Source organism: Bradyrhizobium canariense, assembly GCF_019402665.1.
Lineage (GTDB): Bacteria > Pseudomonadota > Alphaproteobacteria > Rhizobiales > Xanthobacteraceae > Bradyrhizobium > Bradyrhizobium canariense.
In genome coordinates, this window is sequence record NZ_VSST01000042.1 from 246,393 (window position 1) to 268,604 (window position 22,212).

Below are 22,212 nucleotides of genomic sequence, written 5' to 3' on the forward strand. Positions count from 1 at the left end.
TCACCAGCTCCTGAGCGCGCCGTCTTCGCGCATCATCTCGACCAGCATGCCTTCGCGGAGGCCCCGGTCGGCGACGCGCAGGCGCGGCAGCGGAAAGGCGCGGCGGATCGCGTCGAGGATGGCGCAGCCGGCCAGCACGAGATCGGCGCGCTCGATACTGATGCAGCTGTTGGCGGCGCGCTCCTCGTAGCTCATGCCGAGCAGCTTGTTGATAGTCGCGGTGACGTCGGTATCGTTCATCCAGACGCTATCGATGCGGCGGCGGTCGTAGCGCGCGAGGTTGAGATGGATGCCGGCGAGCGTCGTCACCGTGCCTGAGGTGCCGAGCAGATGCATGTCGGCGAGATCGCCGCCATGCTGTTCGGCGAACGGCCTGATGTGATGGGCGACCTCGCGCTCCATCGCGGCGTAGATCTCCGGCGTCACGTCGCGTCCGCCGAACTGCTCGGCAAGCGTGACCACGCCGAATGGAATGGACATCCAGGCTTTGATGCGCGGCTCCGGATTTGCGGCGTCACGCTCGATCCGTACCAGCTCGGTCGAGCCGCCGCCGATGTCGAACAGGATTGCGCCGCGCCCCCTGGGATCGACCAGCGGCGAGCAGCCGAGCACGGCGAGCGCCGCCTCGGTCTCGCGGTCGATTACCTCGAGCTCGATTCCGGTCTCGGCAGCGACGCGGCTGCGAAAGCCTTCGGCGTTCGAGGCGGCGCGGCAGGCTTCGGTGGCGATCAGCCGCAACCGCCGCGCTTTGCGCAGGTTGATCTTGTCGCGGCAGATGCCGAGCGCCACGATGGCGCGCTCGATCGCGGCCTCGCTGATGCACCCCGTTGCCGAGACGCCCTCGCCGAGCCGGATGATGCGCGAGAAGGAATCGACCACGCGGAAGCCGTCGTGGGTCGGACAGGCGATCAGGAGCCTGCAATTGTTGGTGCCGAGGTCGAGCGCCGCGTAGACGCCGGTTCCCGGCGCTTGCGCGCCGACGGCCGGTTCAGTGGCGAACGCCGCCGCCATCGACCCCAGCTCACCGTGCGGCGCAAGGCCGTCGCGGAGCCGCGTGTGGTCATTCATACAAATTGTCTTTCCGCGGCCGGTTGGGCCGATCTGGAATTGCTTTTTCGCCTGAAACATTAGCAGCGCACCAATCCTGCGCAACAACGCATCACATGGGACCATGCCCATTCGTGCGTTGTCGTGAACGGGCCGGTGGGTTATTTTTGAGGGGTCCGGTCCCCAGGCGCCCCCCAAAACCGCGCAATTGCCGGCTTTTCAGGTCAATTCCATGCAAGAACACACCAAATCCTCCACGCTCGAAAACGCTATTGCACTGCAAAAATATGGTGTCGGGCAGCCGGTCCGCCGCAAGGAGGACGATACGCTGGTGCGCGGCAAGGGCCGCTACACCGACGATTTCAACCTGCCCGGCCAGGCCTATGCCGTGATCGTCCGCTCGACCCATGCCCACGGCGTCATTCGCGGCATCAACGTCGACGCAGCCAGGGCGATACCGGGCGTGCTAGGGGTCTGGACCGGCAAAGACCTCGATGCGGCCGGCTACGGCCCCTTCACCTGCGGCCTGCCGCTGAAGAGCCGCGACGGCTCGCCCCTGCTCCAGACCAACCGCCAGCCGCTCGCAACCGACAAGGTCCGTTTCGTCGGCGATCCCGTCGCCTTCGTGGTGGCGGAGACGCTGGCCCAGGCGCGCGACGCGGCCGAGGCGGTCGAGCTCGACATCGAGCCGTTGCCGGCGGTGACCGATCCCGAGCAAGCCGCCAAACCCGGCGCGCCGCAGCTCTACGACCACATCCCGAACAATGTCGCGCTCGACTACCACTATGGCGACATCGAGAAGGTCAATGCGGCCTTCGCCGGCGCCGCTCACGTGACCAAGGTCGACATCGAAAACACCCGTGTCGCCGTGGTCTCGATGGAGCCGCGCGCCGGCCTTGCCTCCTACGACAAGAAGACCGAGCGTTACACCATCCAGATGCCGACGCAGGGCGTCGCCGGCAACCGCGCCAACCTCGCCAAGAACCTGAAGGTGCCGAACGAAAAGGTGCGCATCCTCACCGCCAATGTCGGCGGGTCCTTCGGCATGAAGAACGTCAACTATCCCGAGTACATGTGCATCCTTTACGCGGCCAAGGAATTGGGGCGGCCGGTGAAATGGCTGGACGAACGCTCGACCAGCTTCTTGTCCGACAGCCACGGCCGTGCGCAGAAGATTCACGCCGAGCTCGCGCTGGACGCCGAGGGGCATTTCCTCGCCGCCAAGCTCTCGGGCTACGGCAATCTCGGAGCCTACATCACTGGCGTTGCTCCCAGTCCGCTCTCGCTCAACACCAGCAAGAACTTTTCCAGCGTTTATCGCACGCCGCTGATGGCCGTCGATATCAAGACGGTGCTGACCAACACCACGCTGATGGGCGCCTATCGCGGGGCCGGACGGCCCGAGGCCAACTACTACATGGAACGGTTGATCGACCGCGCCGCCGACGAGATGGGCATCAACCGCCTGACGATGCGCAAGCGCAACTTCATCAAGCAAAACCAGATGCCCTTCGCCGCGTCCTCCGGCGTCACCTATGACAGCGGCGACTTCCAGGCTGTCTTCAACAAGGCGCTCGAAATCTCCGACCACGAGAACTTTGCCAAGCGCAAGAAGGAGAGCAAGAAGGCCGGCAAGCTGCGTGGCATCGCTGTCGGTTCCTATCTGGAGGTGACCGCACCTCCCGGCGTCGAGCTCGGCAAGATCGTGTTCGATCCCGATGGCTCGGTGCAGCTCATCACCGGTACGCTCGATTACGGTCAGGGCCACGCCACGCCGTTCGCGCAGGTGCTGTGCGAGCAGCTCGGCGTCCCCTTCGACAGCGTCAAGCTGGTGCAGGGCGACAGCGACATCGTGCACACCGGCAATGGCACCGGCGGCTCGCGCTCGATCACCGCGACCGGCATGGCGATCGTGGGCGCCGCCAAGCTCGTGATTGAAAAGGGCAAGCGCGCCGCCGCGCACATGCTGGAGGCATCCGAAGCCGACATCGAATTCGAAGGCGGCAGTTTCACGATCGCCGGCACCGATCGCAGCGTCGACATCATGGAGCTCGCCAAACGCCTGCATGACAGCAAGATGCCTGAGGGCGTGCCCGACAGCCTCGACGTCGATCACACCAGCGAACCGGTGCCGTCGGCCTTCCCGAACGGCTGCCATGTCGCCGAAGTCGAGATCGACCCCGAGACCGGCGTGGTGCAGATCGTGCGCTACAGCGCGGTCAACGATTTCGGAACGGTGATCAACCCGCTGCTGGTCGCGGGCCAGCTCCATGGCGGCGTCGTCCAGGGCATCGGCCAGGCGCTGATGGAGCACGTTCGCTACGACGAGAGCGGCCAGCCGATCACGGGCTCGCTGATGGACTACGCACTGCCCCGCGCCGAGGACGTTCCGAACATGACTGTCGGCGACCACCCGGTGCCGGCCACGACCAATCCGCTCGGCAGCAAGGGCTGCGGCGAAGCCGGCTGCGCCGGCAGCCTGTCCACGGTCGTGAACGCAGTGATCGACGCGCTCTCCGACTACGGCATCAAGCACATCGACATGCCGCTGACGCCGGAGCGTGTGTGGCGCGCGATCCAGGATGCGAAGGGGAAAGCGGCGTAGAGGGCATTCCATCGTCGCCAGAAACACCGCTGTCATCGTCCGTCTTGTGCGCACTTGCGCACTGGGGCGGACGATCCAGTATTCCAGAGACGGTCGTGGGATACGGAGATGCCTCAGCGTACTGGATTCCGCGCCTTCGCGTGGAATGACAGCGCGCGTGAGGACGCGCTGTGCCCTTACCCCGTGCCTACGCCGCCGCCTGCTCGCGCGGCTGGTAGATCGCGGTGTGCTGGCAGTGCGCCAGCGGCGTCGTGCCGTTTGCGACCACCAGCGCGTCGAGCTCGACGAAGCGGTGGCCTTTCTTCTCGTAATTCGCGGTGACTTTTGCCCGCGCGGTGATCTCGTCGCCGGCGCGCGCGGCTGACACCAATTGCATGCGGCTGCCGACATGGATCCACGGGCCGAGAATGGTGTTGTCCACCAGCACGCGGTTCATGACGCGCTGGATCAGGCCGGGGTGGCCGAGCCCCTCGCGCGCGAAGATCGGATCGGCCTCACGGATGTCGGCGAGATAGTCGGCGGCATCCTGCCCGGCCCAGCGGCGCGGCGTCGTACCGAGCCATTTGCCGGTCTCGAATGTTGCCGGGCTGACCGGCTTGCGCTCCGCGACTGCTGGGACTGCGACATAGTCGCTCAACGACACCGCAGTCGCAATCGCCGGCAGCGACGCCGTCCCCGTCGCGCAGAGCTCGGTGCGGCTGAACACCTCGATGGTGAGCAGGCCGTTGTGCTCGGTCGCATCGATTTCGGCGGTCTCGCCGTCATAGATCGGCTTGATGAAACGCGCCTCGATCAGCCCGCGCGACAGGAAATCGCGGCCCCAGCGCGCCACCGGCACATGCATCATGTAGGCGAAGACGTCGACGCCGGGGACCAGCCCGCCGGAAAACCCGAAGCGGCGCGCCACATTGTCGTCATGCATCTTGTTTTCGGACTGTTTGGCCGTGTTGTAGGCCTCGACACGATAGGTCTCGAGCCGGTTCGGCATGGCTTGGCTTTCCCCAATTTCTTGTCGTTTCGGGCCGATCGTAGGCCCTGAGGAACCGGGGTCAATCCCCTCGCCTTTGCGGCCCGAATGGGCTACCACGCGGCTGCTGCGGAACCGCTTCGCAAGCCCCATCTACGGACAATGACGAACCCTCAAAACACCACCCGCATCTATGTCGACGCCGACGCCTGTCCGGTGAAGGACGAGATCTATCGCGTCGCCGGCAGACACGGCCTGCCCGTGAGCGTGGTCGCGGGCAATTTCATCCGCGTGCCCCAGGATCCGCTGATCGAGCGGGTCGCCGCGGGGTCGGGCATGGACGCAGCCGATGACTGGATCGCGGAACGTGCCGGGCCCGGCGATATCGTCATTACCTCGGATATTCCACTCGCGAGCCGCTGCGTGAAGGCCGGCGCCGATGTGATTGCGTCCAACGGCAAGGCGTTCACCGAGGAGTCGATCGGGATGACGCTCGCGGTCCGCAACCTGATGACCGATCTGCGCTCGGCCGGCGAAGTCACCGGCGGCCCGAAATCCTATTCGCCGCGCGACCGCTCGACGTTTCTGTCGACGCTCGACCAGACCGTCCGCCGCATCCAGCGCCGCCGCGCCGATCAGGCCGCAACAAGACAGGACTGAGACACCGCATGGCGCCACCGCTGATTCAACTGCGCGATATCAAGCTGACCTTCGGCGGCACGCCGCTCCTGGCGGGCGTCGAGCTGTCGGTTTCGACCGGCGAGCGCGTCTGCCTGATCGGCCGGAACGGTTCCGGCAAATCGACGCTGCTCAAGATCGCGGCCGGCCTGGTCGAACCGGATGGCGGCAGCCGCTTCGTGCAGCCCGGCGCCACCATCCGCTACCTGCCGCAGGAGCCGGATTTTTCCGGTTTCTCCACCACGCTGGCCTATGTCGAGGCCGGCCTCAATGCCGGCGACGACCATTATCAGGCGCGCAATCTGGTCGAGCAGCTCGGTCTCAGCGGTGAAGAAGATCCGGCGCATGTCTCCGGCGGCGAAGCGCGCCGCGCCGCGCTGGCGCGCGTGCTGGCGCCCTCGCCCGATATCCTGCTGCTGGACGAGCCTACCAACCATCTGGATCTTCCGACCATCGAATGGCTGGAGGGCGAACTGGAGAGCCGCCGCTGCGCGCTGGTGATCATCAGCCACGATCGGCGCTTCCTGGGCAATCTCTCGCGCAGCACCGCCTGGCTCGACCGCGGCCAGATCCGGCAGATCGACCGCGGCTTCAGCGCCTTCGAGGCCTGGCGCGACGAGGTGCTCGCGGAGGAAGAGCGCGACCAACACAAGCTCGACCGCAAGATCGTCAACGAGGAGCACTGGTTGCGCTACGGCGTCTCGGGCCGCCGCAAGCGCAACGTCAAGCGACTCGGCAATCTCCACGCGCTGCGCGACCAGCGCCGCACCCATCGCGGCGCGACGGGCAACGCCAACCTCGCGGCTGCCGAAGCCGACAAATCCGGCAAGCTCGTCATCGAGGCCAAGAATATCAGCCGGTCCTATGGCGAGCGAAAGATCGTCGACGGCTTCTCGATCCGCGTCCAGCGCGGCGACCGCATCGGCATCGTCGGCCCGAACGGCGCCGGCAAGACCACGCTGATCGAGATGCTGACCGGCGGCAGCGCACCGGACAGCGGCAGCATACGGCTCGGTGCCAACATCGAGATGGCGACGCTCGACCAGCATCGGGAAAGTCTCGATCCGAAGACGACGCTGGCCGAGGCGCTGACCGGCGGCCGCGGCGACCATGTCATGGTCGGCGGCAAGCCGAAGCACGTCGTCAGCTACATGAAGGACTTCCTGTTCGCCCAGGAACAGATGCGCACGCCGCTGGAGGTGCTGTCGGGCGGTGAACGCGGCCGGCTGATGCTGGCGCGCGCCCTGGCGAAGCCCTCGAACCTCCTGGTGCTGGACGAGCCGACCAACGACCTCGACCTGGAGACCCTCGACGTTCTCGAGGAAATGCTCAGCGACTACGAGGGCACCGTGATTCTGATCAGCCACGATCGCGATTTTCTCGACCGCGTGGTGACGTCTGTGATCGTGCCCGAGGGCAACGGACGCTGGCTCGAATATGCCGGCGGCTATACCGACATGCTCGCCCAGCGCGGCGCTGACGTGAAGCGCGCGACAGCGAAGGCCGTCGAAGAGACGAGAGAGCAGCGAACCGTCGCGCCTTCCGGCGTCGCGAAGCGACGGTTGACCTTCAACGAGCAACACGCGCTGGAGACGTTGCCCAAGACCATCGCCAAGCTGCAGGCCGAGATCGCCAAGCAGCAGCGCTTCCTTGACGACCCCGATCTGTTCCGGAAAGATCGCAAGCGCTTCGATCAGGCCTCCGACGCTCTGACGAAGGCGCAAAAGGAACTGGCCGAGGCCGAGGACAAATGGCTGGAGCTCGAAGTGCGGCGCGAAGAGATTGAACAGGCCTAGCGTGCATTTCGCAAAAGTGGGCACCGCTTTTGCAAACGGGATGCGCGCCAACTCAGAGACTTCCATGACAACGACCCTTGCCGCCAAGATCGCCCGCGAATACGGCACGCCCTGCGCCGTCATCGACATGGACAAGGTCGAGCGCAACATCGCGCGGATCCAGAAGGCCTGCGACGACGCCGGAGTTGCCAACCGTCCCCACATCAAGACGCACAAGAACCCCACGATCGCGAGGATGCAGATCGCGGCCGGCGCGAAGGGCATCACCTGCCAGAAGCTCGGTGAAGCCGAGATCATGGTCAATGCCGGGATCGACGACATCCTGATCAGCTACAATTTGCTCGGCGAAGAAAAGATGGCGCGGTTAGGGGCGCTGCAGGCGAAGGCCAACATGACGGTCGCCGCGGACAATTCGACCGTCGTTGCCGGCCTGCCCAAGGCCGCTGCGGCCTCAGGCCGACCGCTGTCGGTCGTGGTCGAATGCGATACCGGCCGCAAGCGCGCCGGCGTCGAGACGCCCGCCGAGGCGATTGCCCTGGCGCAGGAGATTGCCGCATCCAAGGGACTGCAATTCGCCGGCTTCATGATGTATCCGACCGAGACCGGCTGGGCCGACGCACAAAAATTCTATGACGAAGCTCTGGCCGGCGTGCGCGCACACGGGCTGGATGCAAAAATCGTCTCGACCGGCGGGACGCCGAACCTGAAGAACCTCGGCAAGCTCAAGGGCGGCACCGAGCATCGCTTCGGCACCTACATCTACAACGACCGCATGCAGGTCGCGGCCGGCGTCGCCACCTGGGACGACTGCGCGCTGCACATCTATTCGACCGTGGTCAGCCGCGCCGCGCCTGAGCGCGGCATCCTCGACGCCGGCTCGGAGACTCTGACGACGGACACCGGCGGCCTCGACGGCCACGGCCTCATCCTGGAGCACCCCGAAGCCAAGATCGCACGCTTCGCCGAGGAGCACGGCTTCCTCGACCTCTCCCGCAGCAACACCCGGCCGAATGTCGGCGACATCGTGCGGGTCGTGCCAAATCATGTCTGCGTCGTCGTCAACATGATGGACGAAGTGGTGATGGTGCGCGGCGAGGAGATCATCGGCACGCTGCCGGTGGCGGCACGGGGGAAGCTGAGGTAGCTAGCCCCCGATCAGTGCCTGGAGTTCCCGGACCAATCCATCGCGGAAGAGTTTGATCGGCCGCTCCAGCCGACCGGCGGGGGCGCGATGCACCACCCATGCGCGCACCGCGGGTTTGAAGTCGCGCGCAGCGACCGGCTTGAGCTTGTCGCGAAATGCGCTGCGTTTCAGGGCGATCGGGGTGACCAGCCCGACGCCGAGACCACGCGACACCAGCGACAGGCGAAGCTCACTATCCAGCGCCTCGACCGCGATGTTGAACGGCAGATGCGAGGCATCGAATTTTCGCTTCAGCGTATCGCGAAATCCACAGCCATCCTGGTTGATTACCCACGACAGTTGGGACAGCCGTTCCAGGTCGACGGTGCGCGGGATCTTCATCTCTCGTGCGACGACGAAGACGACGGGCTGCGCGCCGAGATCGTCGGCCGCGAGATCGGCGGGCGGCACTGCACCGTCGGGGAGACAAATCGCGGCCGCATCGAGCTCGTTGCGGCAGACACGCTCGAGCTGGTTCGGCGACCAACCGGAGACCACCCGCACCGCCAGCGCGGGAAATTCGGCGCGCACCGCATCGAGTGGTGCGGTCAGGCCCGCCTCCGAGAGAAACGGCGTCAGACCGAGCCTGAACTCGCCGCGAACCATTCCGTCGTTGGCCACGCCCGACTTGAGGTCGTCCAGCATCCTGAGCAGGCGCCTGCCCTGCTCGTAGGCTTCATGGCCCGCCGCCGTCGGCTTCAGGGGCTTCGAGAGCCGATCCAGAAGCTGCGCCCCCAGCATCTCCTCGAGATTCTGGATACGTCGGGTCACGCCAGGCTGGGTGAGATTGAGACGCGCCGAAGCTGCGACAATCGATCCGGTCTCGACGACGGCGACGAAAGCGACGAGGTCATGGGTATTCATAACAAACCCGCATATTCTTTATCGGCTTATTTGAATTGTAGCATATTGACCACTCCGCTTAAAGGGTCTCGCGCCACAGCTGCGAGGTCCCATGACTACCTCCGAAGCCACCAGGCCTGCCTCCCGAAACCAACTCGCCGAGCGGCCCCTGATCTGGCTCGGCGCAATCACCGCCGGTGTCGTCGTCACCAATCTGTTCGCGCCGCAGATCCTGCTCGGCCTGATCGGCCGGTCAATGTCCATGCCCGCGTGGCAGGCGGGCCTGATCAGCACGCTGACGTTGCTCGGCTATGCACTCGGCCTGCTGCTGCTCGTGCCTCTGCTCGATCTGGTCGAGAACCGGCTTGTCATCCTCCGCACGCTCGGCTGCGCGATCCTCGCCGCCGTGGCGACGGCGCTCGCGCCGACGCCCGCGCTCCTGCTGCTCGCCACCTTCATCCTCGGCGCCTGCTGCGCGGCGATCCAGATGATGGTTCCGCTTGTCGCATCGATGGTGGCGCCGGATCGCCGCGGCCAGGCCATCGGCGAGGTGATGGGCGGATTGATGATCGGCATCCTGTTGTCGCGACCTGCGGCGAGCCTGATCGCCGATCTCTGGAGCTGGCGCGCCTACTATGTCGTCTCGGCCATTCTGATGACCCTGCTTGCCTGCGCGCTCGCCCGCTACCTTCCAACCCTTCAACCGACGGGACGCGCGAGCTACGCCGACTTGCTCCTGTCCTTTCCAAGACTGCTCCGCGAAGAGCCCGTGCTCCGCGTGCGGGCCTGGACCGCATCGCTGGTCATGGCTTCCTTCACGGCGTTCTGGTCGGCGGTCGCGCTGCGGCTGCCGGAGGCGCCGTTCGACCTCGACGCCAAGGGAGTTGCCGCCTTCGCACTGATCGGCGTGGCGGGCGCCGCGGCGACACCGATGGCCGGCCGCTGGGGCGACAGGGGCCGGGCGCGGCCGATGTTCTTTGCCGCCCATCTGCTCATCATCGGGTCGCTTGCGCTCTGTGCCTGGGCGAGCGTGCTTGAATCCCAGATCACCGGTCTGCTGGTCCTGAGCCTCGGCACGATCCTGCTCGACGTCGGCATCACCACCGACCAGACGTTGGGCCGTCGCGCCATCAACCTGTTGCGCCCCGAGGCCCGCGGTCGCATGAACGGCCTGTTCGTCGCGCTGTTCTTCATTGGCGGTGGCGTCGGCGCGGCGGCGGCATCGCTGGCCTGGAGTTTTGGCGGCTGGACGATGGTCTGCGCAGTGGCGGCAAGCTTCGGCGTGCTCGGCCTCCTCACGGATCTCGCAACCCGGACCCGAACGTCATGACGGGATGGTCAGGGCGACAATTGGGCGAGCCGTCGCAACACACCCCTACCCGCCGCAGCCCCCGTCGCGAACGAGGCCTGGAGCAAATAGCCACCCGTCGGCGCCTCCCAGTCCAGCATCTCTCCGGCCGCGAACACGCCCGGCAGCTTGCGGATCATGAATTCCGAGTCGAGTTCATCGAAGGAAATCCCGCCGGCGCTGGAGATCGCGCGCGCGATTGGCGCGACGCCCGTGAGCTTGACCGGCACGGCGTTGATGAGCTCCACCAATCGCTCAGCCGACATCGCCGACAACGACTGGCCGGCACTGATGGCAGCTTCCTGCAACAGCCCGACCGCGACCGGAGACAGCTGTGCAGCCTTGCGCAGGAAATTGGAGAACGATTGCTTGCCGCGCGCGGCGGATAGGCGCTGGACGAGTTCGCCATGATGGACATCCGGCCGCAACGCGACGTGCAGGACCGCTTCGCCGTTCGCCGCAATCGCCTCGCGCAGTTCGGCCGACAACGCATAGATCGCCCCGCCTTCGATCCCGCCGGTTGTGATCATGGCCTCGCCGCGCGCGCGCTGTGGGCCGAAGGACAGCGCGATGGCCTTGAGCGGTTGGCCTTCGAAGCGCGTGCTGAAGATTTCGGACCAGGCGACGGTGAAGCCGCAGTTCGCCGGCCGCAGCGGCGAGATCGCAACGCCTTTGTCGGCGAGGATCGTCGTCCAGCCGCCATCGGAGCCTAGTCGCGGCCAGCTTGCGCCGCCGAGTGCCAGCACCGTGGCATCCGCGGCGATGGCGGCGCCGCCGCCGGGTGTGTCAAAGACCAGTTGTCCGTCTCTATCCCACCCCATCCAGCGCTGGCGAAAGGCAAAGCGGACGCCGGCCGCATCGAGGCGTCGCAGCCAGGCGCGCAGCAAGGGCGACGCCTTGAACGCTTTCGGAAACACACGCCCGCTGGAGCCGACAAAAGTCGGCTCGCCCAGCGCCTCGCTCCACGCGCGCAGCGCGTCCGGCGGAAACGCGTCGATCGCAGCCTGCAACCTCTGCGCCGCCTCGCGGTAGCGCGTGATGAACTGCGGCAGCGGTTCGCTGTGGGTGAGATTGAGCCCGCCGCGGCCGGCCATCAGGAATTTCCGGCCAGCGGACGGCATCGAATCGTAGACGGTGACGCGAGCACCACCCTGCACGAGCACTTCGGCCGCTATCAGCCCGGCAGGGCCGGCGCCGATGACGGCCACGGCTGTCAGAGTTTTACCCCGGCACGCGCAGCGGCTTGCGCCACATATTTCTGCGTCTGCTCGAAAGCCCCCTGCAGCGCCTTCGCCTTCGACATGTCGCTGATCTCGGCGAAATGCGCCGCGACCGCGTCCGGGGTCCACTCGGATTCCGGCAGGTTGATGCCTTCGCTCTCGACGATCTTGATTACCGCGAACGAGCCGGCGCCGGCGCCCATGATGGTGCGGGTCGGCGCGTCCTCGCTCAGCATGTACTCGACCGCGGGCGTGATCGCGTTCGGCTTCATCAACTGCAGCGCCTGCGGCGGCAGCAGCTCTTCCGTCATGCGGGTTGCCGCCGTCGGCGAGATGATGTTGACACGGATGTCGGTCTTGCGGCCCTCTTCCGCCAGCACGTTCATCAGGCCGACCATGCCGGACTTGGCCGCACCGTAATTGGCCTGGCCGAAATTGCCGTAGAGGCCGGAGGACGACGTCGTCAGGACGATGCGGCCATAGTTGCGATCGCGCATGCCGGCCCAGGCCGCCTTGCAGCAATAAAAGGTGCCGACGAGGTGCACGTCGAGCACCTTCTGGAAATCGGCCGCTTCCATCTTGCCGAACGACTTGTCGCGCAAAATGCCGGCATTGGCACACAAGAGGTCGACGCTGCCCCACTCCTTGGTGGCGCGCTCAACCATCGCGGTGACCTGCTCGAAATTGGAGACGTCGGCGCCGTCGGCCATGGCGATGCCGCCCGCTTTACGGATCTCCTCGACCACGGCTTCCGCCGGCGACAGCGAGCCGCCGCTGCCATCGCGCGCGCCGCCGAAATCGTTGACCACGACTTTGGCGCCGCGGCTCGCCAATCCCAGCGCATGCGCCTTGCCGAGACCATTGCCCGCGCCGGTGACGATGGCGACGCGTCCGTCGAACCTGATTGCCATGAGTGCAGTTCCTGCTTCTTCTTCCTTCTCCCCTCGTGGGAGAAGGTGGCATAGGCGGCCAACGGCCGCCGTTCCCAGTTAAAACGCCAACGCGTAGCGTTGGCTACGGCGCCGGATGAGGGGTCTCCATCGACAGCGGAGCTCGTGGAGGGATACCCCTCACCCGGCTTCGCGTTCCGCGAAGCCACCCTCTCCCGCAGGGGGAGAGGGTGAGAAGGCTTCGCGAGCGATTTGAACAGCTTTTGAGCAGCCATGGCTTGCCGGGTCAAGCCTGGCAACGACAGGCGGCGTCAGGCGGCGTCAGGCGAAATAGATCAATCCCAGCCACTCCGCGACCAGCGCGGGCTTGTCCTCGTCTTCGATCTCCACGGTGACGTTGGTGCGCGACTGCAATTCATTCGGCTTGCGCAGCTTGGCTTCCGCCAACACGAAACGGCCGCGAACGCGTTTTCCTGAACGCACCGGCGAGATGAAACGCAGCTTGTCGAAACCGTAGTTGACGCCCATCGTGGTGCCCGCGATGACGGGCATCACCTCGTAGGACATGATCGACAGCAGCGACATCGTCAGGAAACCGTGCGCAATGGTGGTGCCGAACGCCGTCTCCTTCTTCGCACGCTCCGGGTCGACGTGAATGAACTGATGATCCTCGATCACGTCGGCATAGGTGTCGATGCGTGGCTGATCGACCAGGTGCCATGACGACACGCCGATCTCCTTGCCGACCATGGCTTGGTAGGCCTGAAGCGTAATCGGCGGCTTCTTCCAGACTTCGTTCACTTAGGTCTCACTCCGTGTTTTCGGCAGCTCCGGAAAATCCTCTTCGCGGAATTCCCGGCCGCGCAGGGGATCGTTGCGATCGTCGTCACGCTCGAGACGTCTGAGCTGGACGCGGCGGATCTTACCCGAGATCGTCTTCGGCAGCTCCGTGACGATCTCGAGGCGGCGGATGCGCTTGAACGGCGCCAGGCGCGTGTGCAGATGCTTGAAGATGGAGAGCGCGGTTTCCGGCGAGCGCTCCGCGCCGGATGTCAGCAGCACAAAGGCCTTGGGAATCGCGAGCCGGATCGGATCCGGGCTCGGCACGACTGCGGCTTCCGCGACGAGCTCGTGCTCGAGCAACACGCTCTCAAGTTCGAACGGGCTGATGCGATAGTCGGAGGATTTGAACACGTCGTCGGACCGGCCGACGAAAGTGAGATAGCCGTCATCGTCCTCGAACACGACGTCGCCGCTGCGATAGAGCTCGCCTTCGGCGCCGGACAGCCCGCCGTTGTCGCCCTGATAGCCCTGCATCAGGCCGGCGGGACGGTTTTCGCCGAGCACCAGAGCCACCTCGCCCTCCTTGGCCGGATGACCATCGGCGTCGCTGACCTGCACGCGATAGCCCGGCAGCGGCCGGCCCATCGAGCCGATCTTGATCTTTTGCCCCGGCGAGTTGCCGGCGAGCGCCGTCGTTTCAGTCTGGCCGTAACCGTCGCGAATGGTGAGGCCCCAGGCGGCCTGCACCTGGTCGATCACCTCAGGATTGAGCGGCTCGCCGGCGCCGCAGACCTCGCGCAAGGCCACCTTGAACGACGCCAAGTTCTCCTGGATGAACAGCCGCCACACCGTCGGCGGCGCGCACAGCGTAGTGACGCCGCAGCGGCCGATGGTGGCAAGCAGCCCCTTGGCGTCGAAGCGCGGCTGATTGGCCACAAAGACGGTTGCGCCCGCGTTCCACGGCGCGAAGAAGCAGCTCCAGGCATGCTTGGCCCAGCCGGGTGAGGAGATGTTGAGATGGACGTCGCCGGGCTTCAACCCGATCCAATACATGGTCGAGAGATGGCCGACGGGATAACTGCGCTGGCTGTGCCGAACCAGTTTTGGCTTTGCGGTGGTGCCCGAGGTGAAATAGAGCAGCATCGGGTCGTCAGCGTTGGTCGGACCGTCCGCTGCAAAGCTCTCCGACGCCTCTGCCGCGTCATCATAGGAAAGCCAGCCATCGGAGGCCTCGCCTACGACGATGCGGACGATATTCTCGGCGCCAAGACTGGCAAACTTCGCAACCTGGTCCTGCGCTGCCACCACCGCCTTCGCCTTGCCGCGATCGAGCCGGTCGCGGAGCTCGTCGGCGGTGAGCAGCGTCGTTGCGGGAATCACGACGACGCCGAGCTTGATCGCGGCCAGCATCGTCTCCCACAGCGGAACGACATTGCCGAGCAGCAGCAGGAGATGATCGCCGCGCTTCAAGCCCTGTGCTCGGAGGAAATTCGCGACCTGGTTGGAGCGGCGTGACAACGCCCCGAACGAGAGCTTGGTCTGCCGGTCCTGCGCGGCATCGACGATCCAAAGCGCAGGACGATCCTTGCTGTCCGCATTCGCCGCCAGCTCGGCGTCGAACCAGTCGAGTGCCCAGTTGAAGGGGACCGGATCAGGCCAGCGGAAGTCCTTGACCGCTGTCTCATAGTCCGTGCGGTTGTGAAGCAGAAGCGCGCGCGCTTCCTGAAATGTCGTCATCAAGCTTTCCCGGCTAGACTCCTAACGTGCTCGATAATTCCGGAAAAATCCACCCTGCCGTGGCCGGCTGCGTCGAATGACTGATAGATCTCCTGCGCATGCTTGCCGAGCGGGGTTGCGGCGCCCGCGGCCTTCGCCGCGTCCTGCGCCAGCGTCAGATCCTTCACCATCAGCGCCGAGGCAAAGCCCGGCTTGTAGCCGTTGTTGGCGGGCGAGGTCGGCACTGGACCGGGCACCGGGCAATAGGTCGTCAGCGACCAGCACTGGCCCGACGAGGTCGAGGCCACATCGAACAGCGCCTGGTGCGAGAGCCCGAGCTTCTCGGCCAGCGCGAACGCCTCGCTCACGGCGATCATGGAAATGCCAAGGATCATGTTGTTGCAGATTTTTGCCGCCTGGCCTGCGCCGGCCCCGCCGCAATGCACGATCTTCTTGCCCATGTTCTCCAGCACGGGCTTTGCCGCTGCAAACGCGTTGTCCTCGCCGCCGCACATGAAGGTGAGCGTCGCACCCTTGGCGCCCCCGGTGCCGCCGGAGACCGGCGCGTCGACCGAAAGCACCCCGTACTTGGCCGCCAGCGCATGCGCCTGGCGCGCGCTCTCGACGTCAATAGTGGAGGAGTCGATGATCAGCGTGCCCTTGGTCATGGCGGGCACGACCTCGCCCCACACGCCGAGCACATGCTTGCCGGCCGGCAGCATGGTGACGACCACATCGGCGCCCCTCACGGCGCCCGCCGCGCTGTCGGCGATGCCGGCACCGTCGGCCTTGGCCTGGTTCCGGGAGGCCTCGGCGAGGTCGAAAGCGACGACCTTGTGGCCGGCCTTGACCAGATTGGCGGCCATGGGCCCGCCCATGTTGCCGAGACCGATGAATGCGATCGTGGCCATCTTGGTTTCCTCCGCTGAACGTTTCGTTGGTTAGTTGAACTTCAATTCGTCGGCGCCAATCTCGGCGAGATACGGCGCAAGCAGGTCCGGAGTGACATCCTCGATGCGGGGCGGCGACCAGGTCGGATTGCGATCCTTGTCGATCACGGCGGCGCGCACGCCTTCGCGAAAGTCGTCGCTGCGGAAAACTTCCAGCGCAGCGCGATATTCGCGCACCAGGCATTCTTCCAGGCTCGACGCGGTGCGCCCGAGCCGCAGCAGCTTGAGCGTCACCACCATGCCGCGCGGCGATTTTTCGTTGAGCCTCTTCAATGTCGCCAGCGCGAACTCGGAACCGTCGCGCTTCAGCGCGGCAAAAATGTCTTCCATGCGGTCGAAGCCGAACAGTGCGTCGATCGCCGGCTCCTTTGCGGCGACCGGCCCCGCGGTCTCCCCCGTCGCAAAACCGTTGATGAGCTTGCTGACATCGGCCGCGGTGACGCCCTGGCGAACCTTGGTCAGCGCGTCGCGCAACTCGGGCCATTTGGCCGCCGGTACCTCCGCATCGGCAAACCTGGCGTGGATCGCATCGGGGCCGTTCATGGTCTGGCCGGTCAGGCCAAAATAAGTGCCGATCTCGCCCGGCGAGCGTGACAACAGCCAGGTGCCGCCGACGTCGGGAAAGAAACCGAGCCCGACCTCGGGCATCGCAAGCCTGGTGCGGTCGGTGACGATGCGATGGCTCGCATGCGCCGAGAGTCCGACGCCGCCGCCCATCACAATGCCGTCCATGAAGGCGACATAGGGTTTCGGGAATTTCTTGATCCGGGCGTTGAGGATGTACTCTTCTCGCCACAGAATCTTGCCGAGATCGCCGTCGACCTTCGAGCTCTCCCAGAGCGCGCGAATGTCGCCGCCGGCACACAGGCCGCGCTCGCCGGCACCTTCCAGCACGATCACGGCAACGGCGGGATCGGCCTCAAAACGGTCGAGCGCCTTGTCGATGTCGCGAAACATCTCCAGCGTCACGGCGTTGATCGCCTTCGGACGGTTGAGCCTGACAATGCCGGCCGAGCCCTCGACCCGTGCGACCAGATCGCCCTCCTCCACTCCACTCATCGTGCGCCCTCGATCAATTTGCGCGCCACGATCAGCCGCATGATTTCATTGGTGCCTTCGAGAATCTGGTGCACGCGCAAATCGCGCACGATCTTCTCGATGCCGTATTCGCTGAGATAGCCGTATCCGCCATGAAGCTGGAGCGCCTGGTTGGCGACCTCAAAGCCGACATCGGTGCCGAAGCGTTTGGCCATCGCGCAGAACATGGTGGCGTCGGGGTCCTTGCGATCCAGCGCGGCGGCGGCACGCCACAGGAACGTGCGTGCGGCCTCGAGTTCGATCGCCATGTCGGCGAGCTTGAATTGCAGCGCCTGGAATTCGTCGAGACGCTTGCCGAACGCTTTGCGCTCTTTCATGTAGGCGCGCGCCTTGTCCAGCGCGGTCTGCGCGCCGCCGAGCGAGCAGGCCGTGATGTTCAGACGGCCGCCGTCGAGGCCGGCCATCGCGATCTTGAAGCCGACACCCTCCTCGCTCAAGCGATTGGCGACCGGCACGCGGGCGTTCTCGAAGATCACGGCGCGGGTCGGCTGCGCGTTCCAGCCCATCTTGCGCTCGTTGGCGCCGAACGAGACGCCCGGCGTCTTGCCGTCGATCACCAGCGTCGAGATGCCGCCGGGGCCATCGCCGCCGGTGCGCACCATCGCGACCAGCAGATCGGTGCCGCCAGCGCCGGAGATGAACTGTTTCTGGCCGTTGAGGACGTAATGATCGCCGTCGCGCACGGCGCGGGTGCGCAGCGCTGCCGCGTCCGAGCCGGCGCCCGGCTCGGTCAGGCAGTAGCTCGCGATCAGCTCCATGGTGCAGAGCTTGGGCAACCATGTGTGGCGCTGGGTGTCGCTGCCGTAGGCATCGATCATCCAGGACGCCATGTTATGGATGGAGATGAAGGCCGAGGTGGTCGGACAGCCCGTCGCCAGCGCCTCGAAGATCAGCGCCGCCTCGAACCGCGACATCGCGGAGCCGCCGACATCGTCGCGGATATAGATGCCGCCCATGCCAAGCGCTGCTGCCTCGCGCATCACTTCGACGGGAAAATGCTTCTCCTCGTCCCAGCGCAGCGCGAACGGCGCGATCTTTTCCGCCGCAAACGCCAACGCCATGTCGCGAACCGCGATCTGATCCTCGTTCAGAGCGAACTGCATGATGGGCTGCTCACTGTTCTCGTCATTGCGAGGAGCGAAGCGACGAAGCAATCCAATGTGTCCGAGGAGAAAGTCTGGATTGCTTCGCTACGCTCGCAATGACGGGCTGGGCTACAGCCTTACTTCATCAGCGGGATCGAGAACTCCGCGCCTTCCTTGACACCGGACGGCCAGCGCGAGGTCACCGTCTTGGTCTTGGTGTAGAAGCGGACCGAATCCGGACCGTGCTGGTTGAGATCGCCGAAGCCGGACTTCTTCCAGCCGCCGAAGGTGTAATAGGCGATCGGCACCGGGATCGGCACGTTGATGCCGACCATGCCGACATTGACCTTGGCCGCGAAGTCGCGCGCGGCATCGCCGTCGCGGGTGAAGATCGCAACGCCGTTGCCGTAGTCATGCTCCGACGGCAGCGCCAGCGCTTCCTTGTAGTCATGCGCGCGCACGACCGAGAGCACGGGGCCAAAAATCTCTTCCTTGTAGATTCGCATGTCCTTGGTGACCTTGTCGAACAGCGAACCGCCGAGATAGAAGCCATTCTCGTAGCCCTGCATCTTGAAGCCCCGACCGTCGACGGCGAGCGTCGCGCCTTCCTTGATGCCGATGTCGATATAGCCCTTCACCTTCTCGACCGCCTCGCGCGTCACCAACGGACCGTAATCGGCCGACGGATCGATCGAGGTGCCGATCTTGAGCGACTCGACGCGCGGGACCAGCTTTTCCATCAAGCGGTCGGCAGTGGACTTGCCGACCGGGACCGCGACGGACACGGCCATGCAGCGTTCGCCGGCCGAACCGTAACCGGCGCCGATCAGTGCGTCGACCGCCTGGTCCATGTCGGCGTCGGGCATGATGATGGCGTGGTTCTTGGCCCCGCCAAAACACTGGCAGCGCTTCCCGGTCTGGGCGGCGCGTTCGTAGATGTATTGCGCGATCGGCGTGGAGCCGACGAAGCCGACGGCCTTGATATCGGGATCGTCGAGGATGGCGTCGACCGCTTCCTTGTCGCCGTTGACGACATTGAGGATGCCGGCCGGCAGGCCCGCCTCGATCATCAGCTCGGCAAGCATCATCGGCACGCCGGGATCGCGCTCCGACGGCTTCAGGATGAAGGCGTTGCCGCAGGCGATCGCAGGCGCGAACTTCCACATCGGGATCATCGCCGGGAAATTGAACGGCGTGATGCCGGCAACGACACCGAGCGCCTGGCGCATCGAGTAGATGTCGATGCCGGGGCCGGCGCCTTCGGTGTATTCGCCCTTCATCAGATGCGGGATACCGCAGGAGAATTCCGCGACTTCGAGGCCACGCTGGATGTCGCCCTTGGCGTCAGGAACGGTCTTGCCATGCTCGCGGGCGAGCAGTTCGGCGAGCTTGTCGTAGTCGCGCTGCACCAGCTCAACGAACTTCATCATGACGCGGGCGCGGCGCTGCGGGTTGGTCGCAGCCCATTCCGGCTGAGCAGCGCGGGCGTTTTCCACGGCGGCGCGGACCTCGGCCTTGGACGCCAGCGCCACCTTGGCCTGGACGTCACCGGTCATCGGCTCGAAAACGTCGGCGGTGCGGCCCGAGGTGCCCTTGACCTCCTTGCCACCAATGAAATGTCCGACTGAACGCATGGAATCGTCTCCTTAAGGCGAGCTTGAACGCTTTGACAAATCCTATCGACCTGCATTTTATAGGATTCAAGTCTGAGATAATGCACCATAGATGTGCGAAAATGCTGGATCAAGGCGCTATCGACTGGGATGACTTCCGCTTCGTGCTGGCCATCGTGCGGGGCGGCTCGGTTTCGGCTGCGGCAAAGCAGCTCGGCGTGGACCATGCTACCGTGATCCGCCGCGTGGACCGGCTAGAAAAGCACCTCTCGGCCAAGCTGTTTGACCGGCGCAAGACCGGTTACCTGCTGACAGAGGCGGGCCAGCGCGTCGCCGACAGCGCGGAAGCCATGGAATCGACCATCGTCGCCAACCAGGAGCAGGTCGGTGGCTCGGTGGCGCGGCTGACCGGCACGGTGCGGATCGGCGCCCCCGACGGCTTCGGGACCGCCTTCCTGGCGCCGCGGCTCGCTCAGTTCGCCGACCGGTATCCCGATCTCGATTTGCAACTTGTGGCCACCGCGCGGCTGTTCAGCCTCTCCAAGCGCGAGGCCGATATCGCCATCAGCCTGACCATGCCGAAGGAAGGCCGCATCGTCGGCCGCAAGCTGCTCGACTACAGGCTCGGACTCTATGCCGCGCCCGCCTATCTCGACCGCTTCCCGAAAATCACCTCGCGCGAGGTCCTGCCGCAGCATCGCTTCGTCGGCTATATCGAAGAGCTGTTGTTCACGCCCGAGCTGGACTATCTGCCGCAGGTGTCGACCAAGATCTCCGCACGCTTGCGTAGCGCCAATCTGATCGCGCAACTCAACGCCACGCTCGCCGGTTTCGGTATTGCGGTGCTGCCGCACTTCATGGCGGCCGACTATCCAAAGCTGATTGCGGTGCTGGCGGAAGAGGTCTCGATCACCCGCACCTTTTGGATGCTGATGCACGCCGACAGCAAGGACCTGGCGCGGATCCGCGCGGTGGCGGATTATATTTCCGAGATTGTGGAGCGCGAGCGGACGTTGTTTGCCGGGCGGACTTCGTAGGGTGGGTTACGCCTTCGGCTAACCCACCCTACACATTCAACGGCACCTCGGCCTAACTCTGCTTCGGCTTCTTCGCAACCGCAGCCTTCGGCTCACGCCGCGCGCCGTCCAGCGCACTGTCCTTGCCAGTCTTCAGCACCTCGTCCGACAGCTCGCTCGACCCGGCGATGCGCGCCAGCAACATGGTGCCGGCCATGGTCGCCAGGGTCGCGATCGCCTGCTTGCGCGCAGCCTTGCGCGGCAGATTCGGGATGAAGTCCGTGATCATCTCGATCATTTCGTCGAGCTTGCCGGCAAAGGCCTTTCGCGTCTTCGGGCTCTCCCGGGCGATCTCGGCGCCGAGCGCGGGGATCGAGCAGCCGTGACCGGGGTTGTCGCGGTGCACCGTGGAGAGATAGGTCTCGACGATCTGATTGAGCTGCTTCTCCGGCGCGACCTGATCGGACTGCTTGCGCCAGTGCTCCATCGAGCGATCCATGGCGTAGTCGAACGCCTCGATCACCAGCGCCTCGCGGGAATCGAAATGGGCATAGAAGCCGCCATGGGTCAGGCCCGCTTCCTTCATGAGGTCGGCGACACCGATGCCGTGGGCACCCTTTTCGCGCAGCCGCACGGAAGCCTTCTTCACGATGCGGTCGTGGGTTTCCTGCTTGTGTTCCCGGGAATAGCGCATGCGGATCTCATTGAATGTCGGAGGTCATCTAATAACACGGATATCGGCCGGACGGCGCATTAATTCCCGGTAAAATTGTTGCCGATCATGGAAAAGGTCGCCGTTGCGTGCACAGCAAGCGCCCCCTTACCGTCGCGGACGAAGCCCTCGGTGTAGCTGGTCTGGCGTCCCAGCTTGATCACCTTGCCTTCGGCGGAGATCAGCCCGGACCGGACCGAGAGCGGACGCAGGAAGGTCATTTTCAGATCGAGGGTGACGGAGCCCTGCCCGGGCTCCAGCCGGGTCGAGATCGCACACCCCATGGCGGTGTCGATCAGCGCGGCGGCTGTGGCTCCGTGCAGGAGGCCGATGGTATTCTCGAGATCCTCGCGCGGTTCGAGTTCCATGACGATCCGGCCCGGCTCGACCACGGCCATGACGAAGCCGATCAGCTTGGCAAAGGGTGGCGGCGGCAGCCTTCCGTCGCGGATGCCCAGCATCGCATCCATGCCTGACAGGCCCATCGCCACTTTCGCAACCGGCGCAGGCACCTGCCACTCCACCACCCGCTCGCGCCGCTGCGCGGGCGAAAACAGGTCGAGTTGATCGATGTTGGTCATTGCGGCCTCTTTGTATGATTTACATCATATTATGCCGCGGACTTCGCGCTGGCAACTCCCTCCCCGCCCGCTTGACAAGCA

At 65.1% G+C, this 22,212-nt stretch carries 19 protein-coding genes; 6 read left to right on the forward strand and 13 right to left on the reverse strand.

Annotated features, from left to right (window positions below):
• Entirely contained in the window at positions 1-1,068 is a 1,068-nt protein-coding gene (locus tag FXB41_RS23020) for a Ppx/GppA phosphatase family protein (protein ID WP_219683305.1), read from the reverse strand.
• Between the two features lie 211 nt (positions 1,069-1,279).
• On the opposite strand from FXB41_RS23020, the gene FXB41_RS23025 reads away from it, so the two are divergent.
• Positions 1,280-3,652 carry a xanthine dehydrogenase family protein molybdopterin-binding subunit gene (locus FXB41_RS23025; RefSeq protein WP_219683306.1) on the forward strand — a complete coding sequence of 791 codons (2,373 nt, stop codon included), beginning with the start codon at positions 1,280-1,282 and terminating at the stop codon, positions 3,650-3,652.
• A gap of 187 nt (positions 3,653-3,839) precedes the next feature.
• Here the strand turns inward: FXB41_RS23025 and FXB41_RS23030 are convergent, their stop codons facing one another.
• Positions 3,840-4,640 carry a hypothetical protein gene (locus tag FXB41_RS23030; RefSeq protein WP_219683307.1) on the reverse strand — a complete coding sequence of 267 codons (801 nt, stop codon included), beginning with the start codon at positions 4,638-4,640 and terminating at the stop codon, positions 3,840-3,842.
• A gap of 141 nt (positions 4,641-4,781) precedes the next feature.
• Here FXB41_RS23030 and FXB41_RS23035 point away from each other — a divergent pair, with 141 nt between their 5' ends.
• The 3 genes from FXB41_RS23035 (at position 4,782) to FXB41_RS23045 (ending at position 8,237) form a co-directional block, all read left to right on the forward strand.
• Positions 4,782-5,279, forward strand: a complete 498-nt coding sequence (locus tag FXB41_RS23035) for a YaiI/YqxD family protein (RefSeq protein WP_219683308.1) — start codon at positions 4,782-4,784, stop codon at positions 5,277-5,279.
• Between the two features lie 8 nt (positions 5,280-5,287).
• Positions 5,288-7,093, forward strand: coding sequence for an ABC-F family ATP-binding cassette domain-containing protein (locus tag FXB41_RS23040; RefSeq protein ID WP_219683309.1), 1,806 nt, complete (start codon positions 5,288-5,290; stop codon positions 7,091-7,093).
• 64 nt (positions 7,094-7,157) lie between these two features.
• Positions 7,158-8,237 (forward strand): alanine racemase, encoded by a 1,080-nt coding sequence (locus tag FXB41_RS23045; RefSeq protein WP_219683310.1) that lies wholly within the window; start codon positions 7,158-7,160, stop codon positions 8,235-8,237.
• On the opposite strand, the gene FXB41_RS23050 is transcribed toward FXB41_RS23045, so the two are convergent.
• A complete protein-coding gene (locus FXB41_RS23050) occupies positions 8,238-9,140 on the reverse strand; it encodes a LysR family transcriptional regulator (protein ID WP_007592243.1) in 903 nt (300 codons plus the stop codon).
• Between the two features lie 91 nt (positions 9,141-9,231).
• Here FXB41_RS23050 and FXB41_RS23055 point away from each other — a divergent pair, with 91 nt between their 5' ends.
• The gene (locus tag FXB41_RS23055; RefSeq protein ID WP_219683311.1) at positions 9,232-10,449 is read left to right on the forward strand and encodes an MFS transporter; all 1,218 of its coding nucleotides are present in this window, start codon (positions 9,232-9,234) and stop codon (positions 10,447-10,449) included.
• 8 nt (positions 10,450-10,457) lie between these two features.
• Here FXB41_RS23055 and FXB41_RS23060 read toward each other — a convergent pair whose 3' ends face one another.
• From FXB41_RS23060 to FXB41_RS23095, 8 genes are all read right to left on the reverse strand, one after another.
• Positions 10,458-11,684 carry a BaiN/RdsA family NAD(P)/FAD-dependent oxidoreductase gene (locus FXB41_RS23060; RefSeq protein ID WP_007592246.1) on the reverse strand — a complete coding sequence of 409 codons (1,227 nt, stop codon included), beginning with the start codon at positions 11,682-11,684 and terminating at the stop codon, positions 10,458-10,460.
• Positions 11,681-12,598: an SDR family NAD(P)-dependent oxidoreductase gene (locus FXB41_RS23065; RefSeq protein WP_219683312.1), complete on the reverse strand. Its 918-nt coding sequence runs from the start codon at positions 12,596-12,598 to the stop codon at positions 11,681-11,683. The genes FXB41_RS23060 and FXB41_RS23065 overlap by 4 nt, the downstream gene beginning before the upstream one ends.
• 300 nt (positions 12,599-12,898) lie before the next feature.
• Positions 12,899-13,378, reverse strand: a complete 480-nt coding sequence (locus FXB41_RS23070; protein ID WP_219683313.1) for a MaoC family dehydratase — start codon at positions 13,376-13,378, stop codon at positions 12,899-12,901.
• Positions 13,379-15,097, reverse strand: coding sequence for an AMP-binding protein (locus FXB41_RS23075; RefSeq protein ID WP_219683314.1), 1,719 nt, complete (start codon positions 15,095-15,097; stop codon positions 13,379-13,381). It abuts the gene before it with no gap.
• A complete protein-coding gene (gene mmsB / locus FXB41_RS23080; protein WP_219683315.1) occupies positions 15,097-15,987 on the reverse strand; it encodes a 3-hydroxyisobutyrate dehydrogenase in 891 nt (296 codons plus the stop codon). Before mmsB ends, FXB41_RS23075 begins: the two co-directional genes overlap by 1 nt.
• A 30-nt stretch (positions 15,988-16,017) precedes the next feature.
• Positions 16,018-17,085: an enoyl-CoA hydratase/isomerase family protein gene (locus FXB41_RS23085; protein WP_219683316.1), complete on the reverse strand. Its 1,068-nt coding sequence runs from the start codon at positions 17,083-17,085 to the stop codon at positions 16,018-16,020.
• Positions 17,082-18,227 (reverse strand): isobutyryl-CoA dehydrogenase, encoded by a 1,146-nt coding sequence (locus FXB41_RS23090; RefSeq protein ID WP_219683317.1) that lies wholly within the window; start codon positions 18,225-18,227, stop codon positions 17,082-17,084. The genes FXB41_RS23085 and FXB41_RS23090 overlap by 4 nt, the downstream gene beginning before the upstream one ends.
• A 119-nt stretch (positions 18,228-18,346) precedes the next feature.
• Positions 18,347-19,843, reverse strand: a complete 1,497-nt coding sequence (locus FXB41_RS23095) for a CoA-acylating methylmalonate-semialdehyde dehydrogenase (protein WP_219683318.1) — start codon at positions 19,841-19,843, stop codon at positions 18,347-18,349.
• 101 nt (positions 19,844-19,944) lie between these two features.
• On the opposite strand from FXB41_RS23095, the gene FXB41_RS23100 reads away from it, so the two are divergent.
• Positions 19,945-20,859, forward strand: a complete 915-nt coding sequence (locus FXB41_RS23100; RefSeq protein ID WP_219683319.1) for a LysR family transcriptional regulator — start codon at positions 19,945-19,947, stop codon at positions 20,857-20,859.
• A 52-nt stretch (positions 20,860-20,911) separates the two neighbouring features.
• Here the strand turns inward: FXB41_RS23100 and FXB41_RS23105 are convergent, their stop codons facing one another.
• Both FXB41_RS23105 and FXB41_RS23110 read right to left on the reverse strand, forming a co-directional pair.
• On the reverse strand, positions 20,912-21,532 hold the full coding sequence (locus FXB41_RS23105; RefSeq protein ID WP_219683320.1) for a TetR/AcrR family transcriptional regulator: 621 nt from the start codon (positions 21,530-21,532) through the stop codon (positions 20,912-20,914).
• Positions 21,533-21,591: 59 nt separating this feature from the next.
• Positions 21,592-22,131, reverse strand: a complete 540-nt coding sequence (locus FXB41_RS23110) for a PaaI family thioesterase (RefSeq protein ID WP_219683321.1) — start codon at positions 22,129-22,131, stop codon at positions 21,592-21,594.
• Between the last annotated feature and the right edge of the window lie 81 nt (positions 22,132-22,212).

Excerpts from the sequence above, each read along its gene's own strand:
- FXB41_RS23020 (WP_219683305.1), bottom strand. The coding sequence starts at position 1,068 with ATGAATGACCACACGCGGCTCCGCGACGGCCTTGCGCCGCACGGTGAG.
- FXB41_RS23025 (WP_219683306.1), top strand. The coding sequence starts at position 1,280 with ATGCAAGAACACACCAAATCCTCCACGCTCGAAAACGCTATTGCACTG.
- FXB41_RS23030 (WP_219683307.1), bottom strand. The coding sequence starts at position 4,640 with ATGCCGAACCGGCTCGAGACCTATCGTGTCGAGGCCTACAACACGGCC.
- FXB41_RS23035 (WP_219683308.1), top strand. The coding sequence starts at position 4,782 with ATGACGAACCCTCAAAACACCACCCGCATCTATGTCGACGCCGACGCC.
- FXB41_RS23040 (WP_219683309.1), top strand. The coding sequence starts at position 5,288 with ATGGCGCCACCGCTGATTCAACTGCGCGATATCAAGCTGACCTTCGGC.
- FXB41_RS23045 (WP_219683310.1), top strand. The coding sequence starts at position 7,158 with ATGACAACGACCCTTGCCGCCAAGATCGCCCGCGAATACGGCACGCCC.
- FXB41_RS23050 (WP_007592243.1), bottom strand. The coding sequence starts at position 9,140 with ATGAATACCCATGACCTCGTCGCTTTCGTCGCCGTCGTCGAGACCGGA.
- FXB41_RS23055 (WP_219683311.1), top strand. The coding sequence starts at position 9,232 with ATGACTACCTCCGAAGCCACCAGGCCTGCCTCCCGAAACCAACTCGCC.
- FXB41_RS23065 (WP_219683312.1), bottom strand. The coding sequence starts at position 12,598 with ATGGCAATCAGGTTCGACGGACGCGTCGCCATCGTCACCGGCGCGGGC.
- FXB41_RS23075 (WP_219683314.1), bottom strand. The coding sequence starts at position 15,097 with ATGACGACATTTCAGGAAGCGCGCGCGCTTCTGCTTCACAACCGCACG.
- mmsB (WP_219683315.1), bottom strand. The coding sequence starts at position 15,987 with ATGGCCACGATCGCATTCATCGGTCTCGGCAACATGGGCGGGCCCATG.
- FXB41_RS23085 (WP_219683316.1), bottom strand. The coding sequence starts at position 17,085 with ATGAGTGGAGTGGAGGAGGGCGATCTGGTCGCACGGGTCGAGGGCTCG.
- FXB41_RS23090 (WP_219683317.1), bottom strand. The coding sequence starts at position 18,227 with ATGCAGTTCGCTCTGAACGAGGATCAGATCGCGGTTCGCGACATGGCG.
- FXB41_RS23095 (WP_219683318.1), bottom strand. The coding sequence starts at position 19,843 with ATGCGTTCAGTCGGACATTTCATTGGTGGCAAGGAGGTCAAGGGCACC.
- FXB41_RS23100 (WP_219683319.1), top strand. The coding sequence starts at position 19,945 with ATGCTGGATCAAGGCGCTATCGACTGGGATGACTTCCGCTTCGTGCTG.
- FXB41_RS23105 (WP_219683320.1), bottom strand. The coding sequence starts at position 21,532 with ATGCGCTATTCCCGGGAACACAAGCAGGAAACCCACGACCGCATCGTG.
- FXB41_RS23110 (WP_219683321.1), bottom strand. The coding sequence starts at position 22,131 with ATGACCAACATCGATCAACTCGACCTGTTTTCGCCCGCGCAGCGGCGC.